Origin of the sequence: Skermanella rosea (assembly GCF_016806835.2) — a bacterium.
GTDB classification, from domain to species: Bacteria; Pseudomonadota; Alphaproteobacteria; order Azospirillales; family Azospirillaceae; genus Skermanella; species Skermanella rosea.
On the sequence record NZ_CP086111.1, the window covers coordinates 1,587,978 to 1,603,501 of the forward strand.

Annotated in this window: 19 protein-coding genes; 10 read left to right on the forward strand and 9 right to left on the reverse strand. The window is 68.1% G+C overall.

What is annotated here, in order from left to right; genetic code table 11:
- The first annotated feature begins 160 nt into the window (after positions 1 to 160).
- Positions 161 to 565, forward strand: a complete 405-nt coding sequence (locus JL101_RS07355; RefSeq protein ID WP_203101242.1) for a hypothetical protein — start codon at positions 161 to 163, stop codon at positions 563 to 565.
- Positions 566 to 905: 340 nt separating this feature from the next.
- Here the strand turns inward: JL101_RS07355 and JL101_RS07360 are convergent, their stop codons facing one another.
- A complete protein-coding gene (locus JL101_RS07360; protein WP_203104619.1) occupies positions 906 to 1,937 on the reverse strand; it encodes an IS110 family RNA-guided transposase in 1,032 nt (343 codons plus the stop codon).
- A gap of 395 nt (positions 1,938 to 2,332) precedes the next feature.
- Here JL101_RS07360 and JL101_RS07365 point away from each other — a divergent pair, with 395 nt between their 5' ends.
- Positions 2,333 to 2,518 (forward strand): hypothetical protein, encoded by a 186-nt coding sequence (locus JL101_RS07365; RefSeq protein ID WP_203102026.1) that lies wholly within the window; start codon positions 2,333 to 2,335, stop codon positions 2,516 to 2,518.
- 99 nt (positions 2,519 to 2,617) lie between these two features.
- Here JL101_RS07365 and rplI read toward each other — a convergent pair whose 3' ends face one another.
- From rplI to rpsF, 4 genes are read right to left on the reverse strand one after another with little or no spacing between them, the layout of a single operon-like run.
- Positions 2,618 to 3,190 carry a 50S ribosomal protein L9 gene (gene rplI, locus JL101_RS07370; protein ID WP_203102025.1) on the reverse strand — a complete coding sequence of 191 codons (573 nt, stop codon included), beginning with the start codon at positions 3,188 to 3,190 and terminating at the stop codon, positions 2,618 to 2,620.
- 2 nt (positions 3,191 to 3,192) lie between these two features.
- On the reverse strand, positions 3,193 to 4,140 hold the full coding sequence (locus JL101_RS07375; RefSeq protein WP_203102024.1) for a DUF2232 domain-containing protein: 948 nt from the start codon (positions 4,138 to 4,140) through the stop codon (positions 3,193 to 3,195).
- A gap of 45 nt (positions 4,141 to 4,185) precedes the next feature.
- Positions 4,186 to 4,452, reverse strand: coding sequence for a 30S ribosomal protein S18 (rpsR, locus tag JL101_RS07380; RefSeq protein WP_044425739.1), 267 nt, complete (start codon positions 4,450 to 4,452; stop codon positions 4,186 to 4,188).
- Positions 4,449 to 4,916: a 30S ribosomal protein S6 gene (rpsF, locus tag JL101_RS07385; protein ID WP_203102023.1), complete on the reverse strand. Its 468-nt coding sequence runs from the start codon at positions 4,914 to 4,916 to the stop codon at positions 4,449 to 4,451. The genes rpsR and rpsF overlap by 4 nt, the downstream gene beginning before the upstream one ends.
- Positions 4,917 to 5,268: 352 nt before the next feature.
- On the opposite strand from rpsF, the gene fabD reads away from it, so the two are divergent.
- The 5 genes from fabD to mltG all read left to right on the forward strand — a co-directional run bounded on the left by fabD (position 5,269) and on the right by mltG (position 9,810).
- Entirely contained in the window at positions 5,269 to 6,213 is a 945-nt protein-coding gene (fabD, locus tag JL101_RS07390; protein WP_203102022.1) for an ACP S-malonyltransferase, read from the forward strand.
- A gap of 53 nt (positions 6,214 to 6,266) precedes the next feature.
- Complete coding sequence (gene fabG / locus JL101_RS07395; protein ID WP_203102021.1) at positions 6,267 to 7,004, forward strand: 3-oxoacyl-[acyl-carrier-protein] reductase; 738 nt, start codon at positions 6,267 to 6,269, stop codon at positions 7,002 to 7,004.
- 178 nt (positions 7,005 to 7,182) lie between these two features.
- Positions 7,183 to 7,422 (forward strand): acyl carrier protein, encoded by a 240-nt coding sequence (locus JL101_RS07400; RefSeq protein ID WP_158044532.1) that lies wholly within the window; start codon positions 7,183 to 7,185, stop codon positions 7,420 to 7,422.
- A 122-nt stretch (positions 7,423 to 7,544) separates the two neighbouring features.
- Positions 7,545 to 8,810: a beta-ketoacyl-ACP synthase II gene (gene fabF, locus JL101_RS07405; protein ID WP_203102020.1), complete on the forward strand. Its 1,266-nt coding sequence runs from the start codon at positions 7,545 to 7,547 to the stop codon at positions 8,808 to 8,810.
- Positions 8,811 to 8,817: 7 nt separating this feature from the next.
- On the forward strand, positions 8,818 to 9,810 hold the full coding sequence (mltG, locus tag JL101_RS07410; protein WP_203102018.1) for an endolytic transglycosylase MltG: 993 nt from the start codon (positions 8,818 to 8,820) through the stop codon (positions 9,808 to 9,810).
- Between the two features lie 7 nt (positions 9,811 to 9,817).
- Here the strand turns inward: mltG and JL101_RS07415 are convergent, their stop codons facing one another.
- From JL101_RS07415 to JL101_RS07430, 4 genes are read right to left on the reverse strand one after another with little or no spacing between them, the layout of a single operon-like run.
- Positions 9,818 to 10,501, reverse strand: a complete 684-nt coding sequence (locus JL101_RS07415; protein WP_323374717.1) for an HdaA/DnaA family protein — start codon at positions 10,499 to 10,501, stop codon at positions 9,818 to 9,820.
- On the reverse strand, positions 10,498 to 11,586 hold the full coding sequence (locus tag JL101_RS07420; protein WP_203102016.1) for an AI-2E family transporter: 1,089 nt from the start codon (positions 11,584 to 11,586) through the stop codon (positions 10,498 to 10,500). The genes JL101_RS07415 and JL101_RS07420 overlap by 4 nt, the downstream gene beginning before the upstream one ends.
- Entirely contained in the window at positions 11,583 to 12,143 is a 561-nt protein-coding gene (locus JL101_RS07425) for a CDP-alcohol phosphatidyltransferase family protein (protein ID WP_203102014.1), read from the reverse strand. The genes JL101_RS07420 and JL101_RS07425 overlap by 4 nt, the downstream gene beginning before the upstream one ends.
- A gap of 19 nt (positions 12,144 to 12,162) precedes the next feature.
- Positions 12,163 to 13,422 carry a DUF2066 domain-containing protein gene (locus JL101_RS07430; RefSeq protein WP_203102012.1) on the reverse strand — a complete coding sequence of 420 codons (1,260 nt, stop codon included), beginning with the start codon at positions 13,420 to 13,422 and terminating at the stop codon, positions 12,163 to 12,165.
- A 106-nt stretch (positions 13,423 to 13,528) separates the two neighbouring features.
- Between JL101_RS07430 and purM the strand changes: the two genes are divergently transcribed.
- From purM to JL101_RS07445, 3 genes are all read left to right on the forward strand, one after another.
- Positions 13,529 to 14,611, forward strand: a complete 1,083-nt coding sequence (purM, locus tag JL101_RS07435; RefSeq protein ID WP_203102033.1) for a phosphoribosylformylglycinamidine cyclo-ligase — start codon at positions 13,529 to 13,531, stop codon at positions 14,609 to 14,611.
- The gene (gene purN / locus JL101_RS07440) at positions 14,599 to 15,252 is read left to right on the forward strand and encodes a phosphoribosylglycinamide formyltransferase (protein WP_203102011.1); all 654 of its coding nucleotides are present in this window, start codon (positions 14,599 to 14,601) and stop codon (positions 15,250 to 15,252) included. The genes purM and purN overlap by 13 nt, the downstream gene beginning before the upstream one ends.
- Before the next feature lie 93 nt (positions 15,253 to 15,345).
- Positions 15,346 to 15,486, forward strand: a complete 141-nt coding sequence (locus JL101_RS07445) for an aa3-type cytochrome c oxidase subunit IV (protein ID WP_203102010.1) — start codon at positions 15,346 to 15,348, stop codon at positions 15,484 to 15,486.
- The last annotated feature ends 38 nt before the right edge of the window (positions 15,487 to 15,524 follow it).

Genomic DNA, 15,524 nt, shown 5'->3' on the forward strand with positions numbered 1-15,524 from the left:
CGGCTGTGGATAGCTTGTGGAACCCGGCGAGTGAAGTTATCCACAGGCTGTGAAGATGGCGGAAATTAGCTCTCGCCATGAGGATTTCCGGATGCGATTATGCGTTGAGGCATGGGTGTATTAACCATGCCATCGCCCGCGTTAAGGAAGGATTGGTTGAGTGGCCCGGAAATCCGACGGCGATAGCCGCCCGACGGCGGCTCAGGTGGAGCTGGCCCGGCTGGTGGCCGACCGGCACGAGGTGCGGCTTCCGACCGGGTTCGAGAGCGACGGGATCTGGACCCGCAAGTTCCTGGACGTCTTCGCCTACGACCCCGAGGTGGAGGAGGATGTCTTCCGGCGGGTCCGCAATCTCGTCCAGTATGTCCGGGAAGGGCGTGACACGCCGGAGATGGCACGCAAGGTGGGGCTTCGGCCCGACCAGGTCGAGTTCATGATCTCGGTGCTGAGGTGGTCGGACTATGACATGGAGGAAGTGGTCGAGGATTTCGACACCGACCCGGAGGATGCCGCCTGGCGCGACATGGACCGCGACGTCGAGGCGCGCTCCTACGAATATTACTAGTAGTCCCGCACAGTGTTTCATATGACGCTCGGCGGAGCGGAGCGCCGTAGCAACTGTTATTTGGCGGTTGTTGTCTCCTCATCAAGCACAATTTTCCACTGTGGTGGTGCAGACGTGTAGCCGTGTCCTGCTTTGGACTGTGTCAGTGGTCAAACAGTGGGAGTTGGAGCCGCCCCCCGTTCGGGCCAAGTGTGACGGCGCGTGGAACGGCCCTCAAGGACGCTGCGCGCCGCTCCGCGGTGGCCTTCGGCCATCCTTGACCGCCGTTCCACGCGCCGCCAAGTGGACCCCAGGTCGGGACGGAGGGATGGTGCCGCCGATCGAACAAAGGGATGGAGCCTCAGGCGGCGGCCGGGGACGTAGCCTCGGCCACAGCCGTGGCCGTCTTGCGCAATGCCGCCTGGTCGGCCTTTTTCGCTTCGTGGTCCGGGTCCCAAGGCTCACCCGCCTTGAGCAGGGCGTTGAGCATCACCAGGGCCTTGCGCATGCAGGCGACCAGCGCCACCTTCCCCGCTTTGCCGCGCGCCTTGAGGCGCTCGTACAACTTCTTGAGCACCGGGTTCCAGCGCAGACCGATGCGGGCGACGTGGAACAGCGCATGGCGCACCTTGGCGCGGCCGCCGTAAATCCGGCGCACCCCCCGCAACGTGCCGCTGTCGCAGGCGAACGGCGCAAGCCCGGCCAGGCTGGCTACCTGCTTCTCGTTCAGCGAGCCGAGTTCGGGCAGATAGGCGACCAGCATGGCCGAGGTCAGCGGCCCGACGCCCTTGAAGCTGCGCAGCAGCGCAGCGCGCCGGCTCAGCTCGGCGTCGCAGTAGACGGTCATCGCGATCTGCTCGGCCAACTCGGCCGCCTGGCCCCGGAGCGCCTCCAGCGCGGCGCCGGCAACCTGGCGCATCGCCTCGGAGTGGAAGTGCTCGATCTGATGAGACCGGGCAGTGATCTCGGCCAGCACCTGGTCGCGGTAGTCGAGCAGCTCGATCAACTCGGCGCGGACCGGCTCCGGAATCGGGGTGGCGCGCGGCCGGTTGGCCTCGCCGAACGCCTTGAGCGCCCGGGCGTCGACCCGGTCGGTTTTGGCCAGCCAGCCGTTCGAGCGGGCGAAGTCCCGCACCCGCTTGGGGTTGACGATGGCCGTCGCTACGCCGGCCGCGGCCAGGGCGTGATGCAGGCCGCGCTCGCAGCCGCCCGACGCTTCCATGACGACCAGCACGTCGTTGCCGCCCTCGCGCAGCGCGCTCAGGATAGTGGCCAACTCGCCATGGCTTTCCGGGCTGTTGGGCAGGCGCCGGCGGGTGTGGCCCGGCAGGCCGTGGGTATCGAGAAACTGGGTGGAGGCATCGATGCCGATGCAGTAGACTTGGCAAGGCATGGCGAACTCGTCCTTGTCTGCGGCGTCCGGCTCAAGGCCGGCGCCTGGCAACTGTGCGAGGAACGCCGAGGGTTCGGGGCAGGCACTTCGCTACGTACGGTGTCGAGCCTTGGTCGGCCACAGTGTCCTGACCCCGCGTACCGGCGTCCCCGTCAGGGGGCGCCGGTATCCCTCGGACACCGCCTTATACCCCACCGCCATAAGACAAGGTCGGCCTTCGCCCGAGGCCGACCTACGATAAATCGATCAAAAACACTGTTCCGAGCCACGAGCGGCATTCTTCCGGAAGGGACGGCGTCCCGCCGTCAACGGTGCGCGAGGTCGGCCAGGCATTAGGTTTGTCGCAACAACTGTCCGGATAGCCTGTTGGACCGGGCAGTTGTTGAGAGGATCTCATGCAGTATCACGAGCAGAATGAAGACCCGAACGCGGCGGCCGGCCATATCGGTGCCGCGGCCGGCCTGATCATCGGCATCGTGCTGGGATCGGTCATGTTGAACTTCACCGGTTCGGAGATATCCGGCGAAGCCGGTTCGAACTCCGCGTTCACGCGCGAGCTGAAGACACTCACGCACGGCTGACCGCGACCGTTAAGAACTTTCCCCAAGCACGAAAAGCGCGCCGGCTGCCACAGCCGGCGCGCTTTCGCATGGGAGCGACGGATGGTCCGGCGACGCCGATCAGGCGTTGTCGGTATCCTCTTCCTCGCCGGCCGCGGCAGCTGCAGCCGCCTCGGCCTCTTCCTCGTCCGCCAGCAGGTCGGCCGTGGTGACCATGCCGCCGCGCTGGGCCTGCATCTCGGCCTCTTCCAGCGAGCGGGCGACGTTCACCTTGACGTTCACGCTCACCTCCGGGTGAAGGATGATGCGGACGTCGAACAGGCCGAGGCTCTTGATCGGGTCGCTGATGGCGACCTGGTTGCGCTCGATCGTGAAGCCGTTGGCGGTCACCGCCTCGGCGATGTCGCGGCCGTTGACCGAACCGTACAGCATGCCCGACTCGGCAGCCTGCCGGGTGATGACGACGGCCAGACCCTTCATCTTGCCGGCGACTTCCTCGGCTTCCTTGCGGCGCTCCAGGTTCTGCGCCTCGAGCTGGGCCTTCTGCGTCTCGAAGAAGGCGAGGTTCGCCTTCGTCGCGCGCAGCGCCTTCTTCTGCGGCAGCAGGAAGTTGCGCGCATAGCCGGGCCGAACCTTGACGACCTGACCCATCTGGCCGAGCTTCTCGACCCGCTCCAACAGAATGATATCCATGACTAACTCTCCTGATCCGGGCCGGTCCGGGAGAACCGCCGGCGCAGCCCGGCCCATTGCTCAATCACACCAAGGCCGACGACCATGGCGATCGGCCAGCCGGACACCAGCAAAAAGAAGTAAAACACCGCCAGCAGCAGGGTCCGGGCCTGCCGCCCGCCGGCAAAGGCGTGAACCACGGCCAACCCGGCGAAGAAGAACGGTACCAGCAGAACGATCGCCGCGTTCACCGCCAGGTATCCCAGCTGTCCCTCGCCGCCGATCAGGGCCAGCACGCCGGCGGCCGCAAGAAGCATCGGGGTCCAGTTCGGCAACTCGACCTCCGCCACCCGCATCGCGGGACGCAAGTTCCGGCCGAACCGCATCAGCACCCCTTGGGCCAGGGCGGCGTTGATGATCGCCATCGTAAGCCACGACACGATCACCATCCCCGGGAACACCTGGGCGAACCCATCGACCAGATCGGTCAGTGGCTCCTCCGCCCCGGCGGTGCCGGCAGCGGCGTCGCCGAACGCGATGCTGAGGAACTGCCGGACCGATCCTTCCAGCCCGCCCGGATCCCCGAGCGTCAGCAGGGCCGCCAGCAGCAGGCCCGACAGGCCCAGGCCGGTCAGGACCACCAGCAGCAGCCCCGGCGGGTACCATTCCAGCGTGCCGTCGGGAGCCGTCCGGGCCAGCAGCGCCTGCCGGACGATCACCGCCACCACGATCCCGTTCGCCAAGCCGTAGGACAAGCCGAAGAGCGGGCCGCCGAACCCGGCCACCACGAGGACGGCCACGGTGCCGGCGATCAGGAACGACCGCAGTCCCAGTCCCAGCCCCACCATCAGCAGCGGGAGCGGCCCCAGGTAGGCCAGGATCACCGTGCCCAAGCCGCCGGCCGTCACGGAAAGGTAAAGCAGCGCGCTGAGCACGCCACCGCCGATCGCCATCAGCAGGGCATTATGCATGGCGCCGCTCCATTCCCCCGCAAGCCGTCCCGGTCGATCGGGTGCTTACTTCACCACGTACGGCAGCAAGGCCAGGAAGCGGGCGCGCTTGATGGCCCGCGCCAGCTCGCGCTGCTTCTTGGTGGACACCGCGGTGATACGGCTCGGCACGATCTTGCCGCGCTCGGAAATGAAGCGCGAGAGCAGCTTGATGTCCTTGTAGTCGATCGCCGGAGCGTTCGGGCCCGAGAAAGGGCAGGTCTTGCGGCGGCGGAAGAACGGACGACGCGGACCGCCACCCGAGCGGCCGCCAGCGGACGGTGCGGCACTCATGCCTGCTCTCCTTCGAATTCAGTGCGGCGGGGAGGACGGGGGCCGCGGTCGCCGCGGTCACCACGATCGCCGCGGTCACCGTCGAAACGGCGGCCGCCGCGGTCGCCACGATCACCGCGGTCGCCACGCTCGCTCCGCTCGTTGCGGCTCTGCATCATGGCGGACGGGCCGGGCTCCAGCTCGTCGACGCGAACCGTCATGTAGCGCAGCACGTCCTCGCTGATGCTCATGTTGCGCTCCATCTCGGCGACGGCCGGGGCGGGGGCGACAAGATTGAACAGGACGTAGTGGCCCTTGCGGTTCTTCTTGATCTTGTAGGTAAGGGTCTTCAGACCCCACTGCTCGGTCTTGGCAACCTCGCCACCGTTCTCGCGGATGATGTTCGAGAAGGTTTCGGTCAGCTGCTCGACCTGCGCGGACGAGATGTCCTGGCGTGCAATGAACACGCACTCGTAATTCGCCATTTGGTCTCCCCATGGCTGTTAACGGTCCGGCGCTGCGGTCCGGCGAAATGCCGGAATCAGCCGCCCGGGCCTAGCCGGACGCTTGGCGTGCGCCGGCAAGGAGCTTTGGAAGCGGCGCACTATACACACCCGCGCCAGCGGAGCAAGCGAATAAGCTTGACAGCGCGGAGCTGCGGCATCTTCGCTTCCGAGCGTCGCGGCAGGCCGTTTCAAGTGCAGTGCAGCATACGGTTCTCGGCGTAACCGTTCGCATCGCTGTTTCGGCCGGCCTTGACTTCATTCCGGCAGGCGGTATGACTATCGGCCATTTTGGCGCCTCCCGAAGGCGCCTTTCAATTATACGGGTACAGTGATGACGCGCGCATTCGTCTTTCCGGGCCAGGGCAGTCAGGCGGTCGGCATGGGCCGGGAACTGGCCGATGCCTTCCCGGTCGCCCGTCACACCTTCGAGGAGGTGGACGAGGCGCTGCAACAGAACCTGTCCCGCCTGATGTTCGAGGGGCCCGAGGGTGACCTGACCCTGACCGAGAACGCGCAGCCGGCGCTGATGGCGGTCAGCATGGCCGTCCTGCGCGTGCTGGAGCGCGAAGGCGGGATCGAGCTGCACAAGCACGCCGCCTTCGTCGCCGGCCACTCGCTCGGCGAATACTCGGCCCTGGCCGCCGCCGGCACCTTCAGCCTGTCCGACACCGCGCGCCTGCTGAAGCTGCGCGGCCAGGCCATGCAGAAGGCGGTGCCGGTGGGCGAGGGCGCCATGGCGGCGCTGCTCGGCCTCGACCTCGCCGCGGCGCAGGAAGTCGCGGCCGAGGCGGCGCAGGGCGAGGTCTGCTCCGCCGCCAACGACAACGCTCCCGGCCAGGTCGTCGTCAGCGGCCACCGCGCGGCGGTCGAGCGGGCGATCTCGATCGCGGCGGGTCGGGGTGCCAAGCGGTCCATCCTTCTGCCGGTCAGCGCGCCGTTCCACTGCGAGCTGATGGCGCCGGCCGCCGAGGCCATGGCGGAGGCGCTCGCCAACGTCGAGCTGCGCGGCCCGGTGGTCCCGGTCGTCGCCAACGTCACGGCCGAGGCGGTGGTCGGCCCCGACCAGATCCGGCGCCTGCTGGTCGACCAGGTCACCGGCCTGGTGCGCTGGCGCGAGAGCGTCCTGTTCATGAAGGGGCAGGGGGTCGATACCCTGGTCGAACTGGGCTCCGGCAAGGTGCTGAGCGGCCTCGCCAAGCGGATCGATCGGGAAGTCTCCGGCCTGTCGATCCAGGGGCCGGCCGACATCGAGACCTTCATCAAGACCGTATCCTGAGTCGCTCAACTGCTGTCGCCGCTTCGTGCCGCACGTTAACTTCGAGGCCATCGATGTTCGATCTGACGGGTAAATCCGCGCTGGTGACCGGCGCTTCCGGTGGGATCGGGGCCGCCATCGCGCGGGCCCTGCATGCCCAGGGGGCATCCGTCGCCCTGTCCGGCACCAAGGTCGAGGCGCTGGAAGCGCTCGCGGCGGAACTGGGCGGGCGCGCCTTCGTGGTGCCGGCCAACCTCGGCGACACGGCTGCCACCGAGGCGCTGGTCAAGAACGCCGAGGCCGCCATGGGGCAGGTCGACATCCTGGTCAACAATGCGGGACTGACTCGCGACGGCCTCGCCATGCGGATGAAGGACGAGGACTGGCAGTTGGTGCTGGACGTCAACCTGACGGCAAGCTTCCGGCTGTCGCGCGCCGTCCTGCGCGGCATGATGAAGCGCCGCTGGGGCCGCATCATCGGGATCACCTCGATCGTCGGCGTCACCGGCAACCCGGGGCAGGCCAATTATGCGGCCAGCAAGGCCGGCATGATCGGCATGTCCAAGGCGCTGGCCGCCGAGGTCGCGTCGCGCAACATCACCGTCAACTGCGTGGCCCCGGGCTTCATCGCGACCGCGATGACCGACGTGCTGCCCGACGAGCAGAAGCAGAAGCTGACGGGCGCCGTTCCGGCCGGCCGGCTTGGCGATCCGGGCGACATCGCCGCCGGCGTCGTCTACCTGGCCAGCGAGCAGGCCGGCTACGTCACGGGGCAGACATTGCATATCAACGGCGGCATGGCCATGATCTAAGGGAACATGGCGGGGCCGCACCGGTTGCCAGCGAGGGACGCTGGTCAACCCCGTTCAAGTGTGTTATGTGACGGCACTTTTCATGGGGCCGACACTAACGGGTTGGGCCGATAATATCTGGTGTCCAGACGTCGGGGCTCACCCCAATCAAACGAAAGATTTGGGAAGGTTTGTAAAGATGAGTGACATCGCCGATCGCGTGAAGAAGATCGTCATCGAACACTTGGGCGTCGAAGAGTCCAAGGTCACCGAGAATGCCAGCTTCATCGACGATCTGGGCGCCGACAGCCTGGACACGGTCGAGCTGGTCATGGCGTTCGAAGAGGAGTTCGGGTGCGAGATCCCCGACGACGCCGCCGAAAAGATCCTGACCGTCAAGGACGCGATCGATTTCATCAAGGCGAACGCCGCGGCCTGAGCCCCGGTACCGAGTAGGGGCACGGCCAGGTCGGCGACCTGGCCGACCGAGGCCCTTGCCGTTCACCCCCCGGCCTTGCCAAGGCATCGGCTTTCCAAGCCACGAGCAGTTCAGGATTGATCATGAGACGTGTCGTCGTAACCGGTCTCGGGATGGTGTCGCCCCTCGGGGTCGGCGTTCAGAACAACTGGGAACGTCTCATCAAGGGCGAGTCCGGCCTGCGCGCCATCACGTCGTTCGACGTTTCCGACCTGCCGGCCAAGATCGCCGGGCAGGTGCCGCGCGGACCGACCGCCGAGGGTCTGTTCAACGCGGACGACCATGTGTCGTCCAAGGACCAGCGCAAGATGGACGAGTTCATCGTCCTGGCGATCGCCGCCGCCCGCGAAGCCGTCGCCGACAGCGGCTGGCAGCCGCAGACCGACGAGCAGCGCGAGGCCACCGGCGTCATGATCGGCTCCGGCATCGGCGGCCTGATCGGCATCTATGACGGGTCCATCACCCTTCACGAGAAGGGTCCGCGCCGGATCTCCCCCTTCTTCATCCCCGCCAGCCTGATCAATCTGGCCTCCGGCCACGTCTCGATCATGTACGGCTTCAAGGGCCCGAACCATTCGGCCGTCACGGCCTGCTCGACCGGCGCGCACGCCATCGGCGATGCCGCGCGTCTGATCATGTGGGAAGACGCCGACGTCATGCTGGCCGGCGGCACCGAGGCGGCGGTCAGCCGACTCGGGATCGCCGGCTTCGCGGCGGCCCGCGCGCTGTCGACCGGCTACAACGACCGCCCGACGGAAGCGTCGCGCCCTTACGACAAGGGCCGCGATGGCTTCGTGATGGGCGAGGGCGCCGGCGTCCTCGTGCTCGAGGAACTCGAGCACGCCAAGCGCCGCGGCGCCAAGATCTATGCGGAGGTGACCGGCTACGGCCTGTCGGGCGACGCCTACCACATCACGTCCCCGCCGGAGGACGGCAACGGCGGCTTCCGGTCGATGCGGAACGCCCTCAAGCGCGCCGGCATCGATCCGTCCGAAATCGATTACGTCAATGCCCACGGCACCTCCACGCCGCTCGGCGACGAGATCGAACTGGGCGCGGTCAAGCGGCTGTTCGGCCCTGCGATCGAGACGGTCTCGATGTCGTCCACCAAGTCGGCTATCGGCCACCTGTTGGGTGCCGCCGGCGCGGTCGAGGCGATCTTCTCGATCAAGGCGATCAACGACGGCGTGGTCCCGCCGACGCTGAACCTGGAAGACCCGTCCGGCAGCTGCCTCGGCGTCGACCTCGTGCCGAAGCAGGCCAAGGAGAAGCGGGTGAAGGCAGCCTTGTCGAACTCCTTCGGGTTCGGCGGCACCAACGCCTCCCTGGTCTTCAAGGAATACAAGTAGGTTCGCCATGCGTCTTGCCGTCCGGGTTGCGATCGGGGCGGTCGTCGTCATCGGCATGGTCGCCGGCGCGGCGCTGTGGGGGCTCCACCTCGTCAACCGCGCCGGTCCCCTCGAGGCCGACAGCGCCGTCGTGATCCCGCGCGGCAGCGGGCTTGACGCGATCAGCGCGTCCCTCACCGAGGCCGGCGTCGTGGACATGCCGCTGGCCTTCGTGGCCGCCGCCAAGATCACGGGCGCCAACCGGGCCTTGAAGGCCGGTGAATACGCCTTCCCCGCCCATGTCAGCATCGCCGAAGCCCTGCGCATCCTTCAAAGCGGCAAGACGGTGGTCCGGCGCTTCACGGTGCCCGAGGGCCTGACCTCGGCGCAGGTGGTGGCCTTGCTGCGCGACGAGCCGTCGCTTTCCGGCGAGGTCACGTCCGATCCGGCGGAGGGCACCCTGCTGCCGGAGACCTATCATTATTCCTGGGGCGACGGTCGCGCCGACATGCTGAAGCGGATGCAGACCGCCATGCAGTCGGCGCTGAAATCGGCGTGGGACAAACGTTCCCTGTCGCTGCCGCTGGACCGTCCGGAGCAGGCGCTCGTCCTGGCGTCGATCGTCGAGAAGGAGACGAGCGTGCCGCAGGAGCGGGCCAAGGTGGCCGGCGTCTTCGTCAACCGGCTGCTCGCCAACATGCGGCTCCAGTCCGATCCCACGGTGGTCTATGCACTGACCCAGGGGGGCGGAACCCTTGGGCGTGCGCTGACGCGGGCCGACTGGAAGGTCGAGTCGCCCTACAATACCTACGTCGTGGACGGCTTGCCGCCGTCGCCGATCGCCAATCCGGGCAAGGCCGCGCTGGAGGCCGCCATGAACCCGGAGCAGCATGACTATGTCTATTTCGTCGCCGACGGGACGGGCGGCCACGCGTTCGCGAAGACGCTGGCGGAGCACAACCGCAACGTCAGCCGCTGGCGGGAGGTCATGAAGCGGCAGGGCGACGACGCCGCGGAATAGCCTCCGGTCAGGACTTGGCCAGCACCCGCCGGGCCAGCGGCACCGTGATCCGCCGACGCGCCGCCAGGGCCGCCGCATCCAGGTCGGCGACAAGGCGTCGGGCGGCATCGAACGACCGCTCCATATGGGTCACCAGGAAGCGGATCACGTCGTCGCCGACTCGAAGCTGCCGGTCGGCGAACAGCTTGACCAGGATCGCCGCCAGGAGCGCGTCGTCCGGAGCGCCGACGGCGACCGCGGGAGCCGCCATCAGCCGCGACCGCAGGTCCGGCAGCTTGATCCCCCAGTGCGCGGGTGCCGACTCCGACGTCAGCAGCAGATACCCGCCGGTTTCCCGGGCCAGATTGTAAAGGTGGAACAGGGCGCGTTCGGTCCGCGCGTCACCGGTGCCCTTGTCGGCATTGTCGATCACGACGGCGGCGGCTTCGCACAGCAGTTTCGGCAGCGTCTCGATCCGGAGATCGCCGGGCTCTACCCGGGGCGCCTGGGTGCGGGCGCGCCAGACCTGGGCCAGATGGGTCTTGCCGCATCCGGCCGGCCCGAAGATCACCAGCGCGGGCGCCGGCCAGTTGGGCCACAGGTCGAGCCAGGCGACCGCCGCCTCGTTGCTGGGTGCCACCAGGAAATCGTCCGCTCCCATCGCCGGCCGGTGGCCCAGATCCAGGGGGAGCTGCGCCGGGGTACCGGTCACGGCCTCCAAGCCTCGTCCGCGGCCCCGGAGTCCGGGCCCGAATAGTAGGAGCTGGACAGATACTGCTGGAGCGCGAACCGGGTGAGAACGCCGATCACGGCTGCGACCGGCACGGCCATCAGCACGCCGACGAAGCCGAACAGGCTGCCGCCCGCCAGCAGCGCGAACATCACCCAGACCGGGTGCAGCCCGACCTTGTCGCCGACCAGCTTGGGCGTGAGGAAGTTGCCCTCCACCGCCTGCCCGACCAGGAAGATGGCGACCACGACGACGACCGGCGTCCAGGTGTCGTACTGGACCAGCGCGATCCCGACGCTCGACACGAAGCCGACCAGAGACCCGACATAGGGAATGAACGACAGCAGCCCGGCGACCGACCCGACCACGAGGCCGAAATTCAGTCCGAAGACCGACAGGGCGACCCCGTAGAACAGCCCGAGCACGAGGCAGACGGTGGCCTGCCCGCGGACGAACCCGGCCAGCGTCCTGTCGATCTCGTTGACCTGGTCCAGGATCGTCGCGGCGTGCTGCCGGGGCAGCCAGCCATGGATGGTGCCGATCATCACGTCCCAGTCCCGCAGCAGGTAGAAGGCGACGATGGGCGTGATGAACAGCAGGGTCAGCACGTCGAACAGGGCGACGCCGCCGGTCACGATCGACCTCAGGACGGCGGCGAGCCAGCCGACCACCTCCCCGGCATAGGAGCCGACGGCGGTGCGCAGCCGCTCCAGGTCCTCGGGCGACAGCTGGGTCAACAGGCCTTCGACGGTGGGGATCGCCGTGTTGTTCACCCAGGCGACGATGCGCGGCAAGGTCTCGACCAGCTGGACCACCTGCGACTGGATCAGCGGCACCAGCAGCAGCAGCGCCAGGACGAGGCAGAGCAGGAAGAACAGCAGGACGCCGGTCGTCGCGAGCCAGCGCGGCGTTCCCATCTGCTCCAGGCGGTCGGCGACCGGGTCGAGGAAATAGGCGATCGCCATGCCGGCCACGAAGGGCAGCAGCATGTCGCGCAGCACGTAGAGCGCCGCGAAAGCGACGAGCGCCGCGATCAGCCAGAAGCGGCGCTGCCGCCGCCGGCTCATTTCGTGCCGCCGAGCCGGCTGAGCAGCCGGCTTCCCGTCACCACGTAGCCCAGTCCCGACCAGGTCGTGGTCGCGGCCACGACCCAGGTCATGATCGGCGTGATCCAGGCCAGGTCCACCGGCGGCTCGGTCAGTCCCAGCCCCGACGTGGACAGGACGAGGGCCGCCAGGGCGATCTGCATGGTCGTGTTGACCTTGCTGATGAAGGACGGCTGCATCGCGAACGACTCCTTGAGCGTGTAGAGCAGCAGCACGCCGCCGACGATCAGGATATCGCGGAACACCACCAGGATCACAAGCCAAAGGGGAAGGTAGCCGGTGTGGCCGAGCGCCAGATAGACGCTGACCAGCAACGCCTTGTCGGCCAGCGGGTCCAGGTAGCCGCCCAGCATGGTGCGCGCCCGGAAGGTTCGCGCGATGAAGCCGTCCACCGCGTCGGACACGCCGGCGGCGACGAACAGCCAGAACGCCCAGAACAGCTCGCCGTCCAGGATGAGCCACACCGCCAGGGGCACCGACAGCAGGCGCCCCATGGTGATGATGTTGGGGATGCTCATGATGCTTGGACCCGGGCCGTCACCGGAACATGCGGCCGAGCGGTCCAGGTGCCTGCGATCCGGACCAGCGCAGCTGCCAAACGGGTCCCGGCTGGTAGACGCCGATCGGCTGCCCGGCCGGGCCAAGCACGGAAACCGGCGCCGCGACCGTTCCCGGCACCGCAGGCAGACCGGCCTGTGCGGCGCCCTGGTCGAGCGGCGGCGCCTCGGTCAGTTCCAGGTCCTGCTGCGCCAGGGCGGTCTTCAGCACCTCGGGGGAGCCCCGGTAGGTCAGTTCGACCCGCGCCGCGGACCGGGTCAGTGACATCAGGTCGGCGCTGGTCACGGTCGGAACCTGCGAAAGCCGCCGCTTGGTCTGGACCCAGTCGTCGAGCCGGGAGATCGGCACGGCGACCTGCATGGTCTGCTCCGGGCCGGCGGCCACGGTGTTGGCCTGCCGCCACTTCTCCTCCAGCGAGCGGACGACGGCGGCGACCCCGCCGGCCAGATAGGCGTCCACGGTCTGGCCGGGAGCGGCGGGAACGGTGACGGTATCGCTGCGTCTCGTCCCGTCCGGCGAGTAGCGGGTCAGCCTGACGGTGTTGGGCTGCGACGGATCCGGCTCGGTCCCCCGCACGCCGAGCACGGCCACCAGCACGTCGCTGGCGCCGTAGCGCTCCGCGATCGCGTTGAACCCTCCGGTGTCGCCTTCCAGCGCGGTGGCGGCGCTGACGTCGGCGATGTCGGTCAGCTCGCCGTAGGGGACGACGATCGGGACCATGCCCTGGGGCGGCGGGAAATTCTCCCACGCGGCGCGCCAGGCGCTGCGGTCTTCCCACAGGACCGGCGGGCTGCCGCTCGACTGGTAGACCGGCAGCACCAGCACGGGCCGGCTGCGGACCTCCACGTAGCTGGCGCCCTTATCCTGGAGCAGCGTCCGTACGTTCGCCGGGCGGAAGCGTACGGTCAGCGTCGCAAGGTAGCGCACGGCCGAACTGCGTTCCCGCTGCACCTCGAAGTCCTGCACCAGCCTTGCCACCTCCAGGTCGCTCAACTCCGGCGGGCGGGCGCCCGGGACGGGGCTCAGCCGGCCGTAGAGTTCGGCGAACGCCTTGCGCTGCGCCTCGGTGATCGCGCGGTCGCGCGCCGCCGCGGCATTGTCTGCCGTGACGTCGACGGCGACGTCCTTCACGGTGAAGATATCGCTGCTTTCCTGCGCCCGCGCCGGGGCGGAAAAAGCCAGCAGCGCGAAGCCGAGGACTAGCTGGAACAGGCATGCCAGCGGACGGCGGTGAAGCATTGCAAAGCCTTCCGTTTCGAGTATGTTCGGCCCTTGATGCCGGCCCGTGATGCTGTTCATGACCTGGGACCGGCCCGGTTTATAACCCAGCGCACGCGAGGACGCCATCAGCACCACACCGAATAACACCGGCGACGCCTATAAGGATGCCGGGGTTGACATCGACGCGGGCGCTGCTCTCGTCGATGCGATCAAGCCGCTGGCGAAGGCGACGGCCCGGGTCGGAGCGGATGCGGGACTGGGCGGTTTCGGTGCCCTGTTCGACCTGAAGGCGGCCGGCTACAAGGACCCGATCCTGGTCGCCAGCACCGACGGCGTCGGCACCAAGCTGAAGATCGCCATCGCGGCGGGCAAGCATGACACGATCGGCATCGACCTGGTCGCCATGAGCGTCAACGACCTCGTGGTACAGGGCGCCGAGCCGCTGTTCTTCCTCGATTACTTCGCGACCGGAAAGCTCGACGTCGCGGCCGGCCGGGATATCGTCGCCGGCATCGCCGAAGGCTGCCGGCAGGCCGGATGCGCGCTGATCGGCGGCGAGACGGCCGAGATGCCGGGCATGTACGCGGGCAAGGACTACGACCTCGCCGGTTTCGCCGTGGGGGCGGCCGAGCGGGGGCAGATCCTGACCGGCGCCGACGTGGCCGCAGGCGACGTGGTGCTGGGGCTGGCGTCGAGCGGCGTCCATTCCAACGGCTATTCGCTGGTGCGCCGGATCGTCGAAAAGGCCGGACTGTCCTATCAGGACGAAGCGCCGTTCGCGCCCGGGACCACGGTCGCCGAGGCCCTGCTGACCCCGACCCGGATCTACGTCAAGCCGGTGCTGGCCGCCGTGCGGGCGGGCACGGTGAAGGCGCTGGCCCACATCACCGGCGGCGGCCTGACCGACAATATCCCCCGGGTCCTTCCCGAGGGCCTGGGCGTCTCGCTGGACGCCGCGGCCTGGCCGCTGCTCCCGGTGTTCCGCTGGATGGCGGAGTCGGCGGACATCGGCGACGACGACCTGGCGCGAACCTTCAACTGCGGCATCGGGATGGTCGTCATCACGGCGGCGGACAAGGCCGACGAGGCTCAACGCATCCTGGCCGAGGCCGGCGAGACGGTCTACCGGATCGGCGAGGTGCAGCCCGCGATCGGCGATGTCGAGCGCGTGGTGATCGACGGAGTGGACGCGGCGTGGCACGGCTGAAGGTCGGCGTCCTGATCTCGGGCCGCGGAAGCAACCTCCAGGCCCTGATCGATGCCTGCGCCGATCCCGCCTTCCCGGCGGAGATCGTGCTGGTGCTGTCCAACAAGGCCGATGCCTACGGGCTGGAACGGGCCAGGACGGCCGGCATCCCGGCATCCGTGGTCAGCCACCGGGACTTCGCCGACAAGCCGGGCTTCGAGGCGGCCATGGACGAGGCGCTGAGGTCGGCCGGGGTCGACCTCGTCTGCCTCGCCGGCTTCATGCGGCTGCTGACGGCCGATTTCGTCGAGCGCTGGCGCGACCGGCTGATCAACATCCACCCCTCCCTGCTGCCGTCCTTCAAGGGGCTCGACACCCACGCCCGCGCGATCGAGGCGGGCGTGAAGTTCACCGGCTGCACCGTGCATTTCGTCCGCCCCGCCATGGACGAGGGACCGATCATCGTGCAGGCCGCGGTTCCCGTCCTTCCCGAGGACGATGCCCACGCCCTGGGCGACCGCGTGCTGGTCGCCGAACACCGATGCTATCCCCTGGCGCTCCGCCTCATCGCGGAGGGCAGGGCCCGCGTCGAGGGGGAGCGGGTCGTCCTGTCCCACGGCGCCTTCCTGGCGGAAGAGCCGGTGCTGAACCCTCCCGCATGATTCCCGCCACGGATAGCGCTTGTAAATGAAGCGGCCGTCCCTTAAATCGGGACCGCTTGAAATCGAACAACAACGCAGAGGTTGGAGATGGCCGTGGCCGACAATAACGACGATCTTCGGAACGAAGAGTTCCGCGCCCATTTGGAAACCTATGAGCGTTTCACGATGCTGACGAAGTACGGCACCATCGCCGTCGTCGCCATCCTCGTTCTCATGGCGATCTTCCTGCTCTGACGCCTTGACCGGGCGGCGCCCGTCTCCTCCAGCGCGGC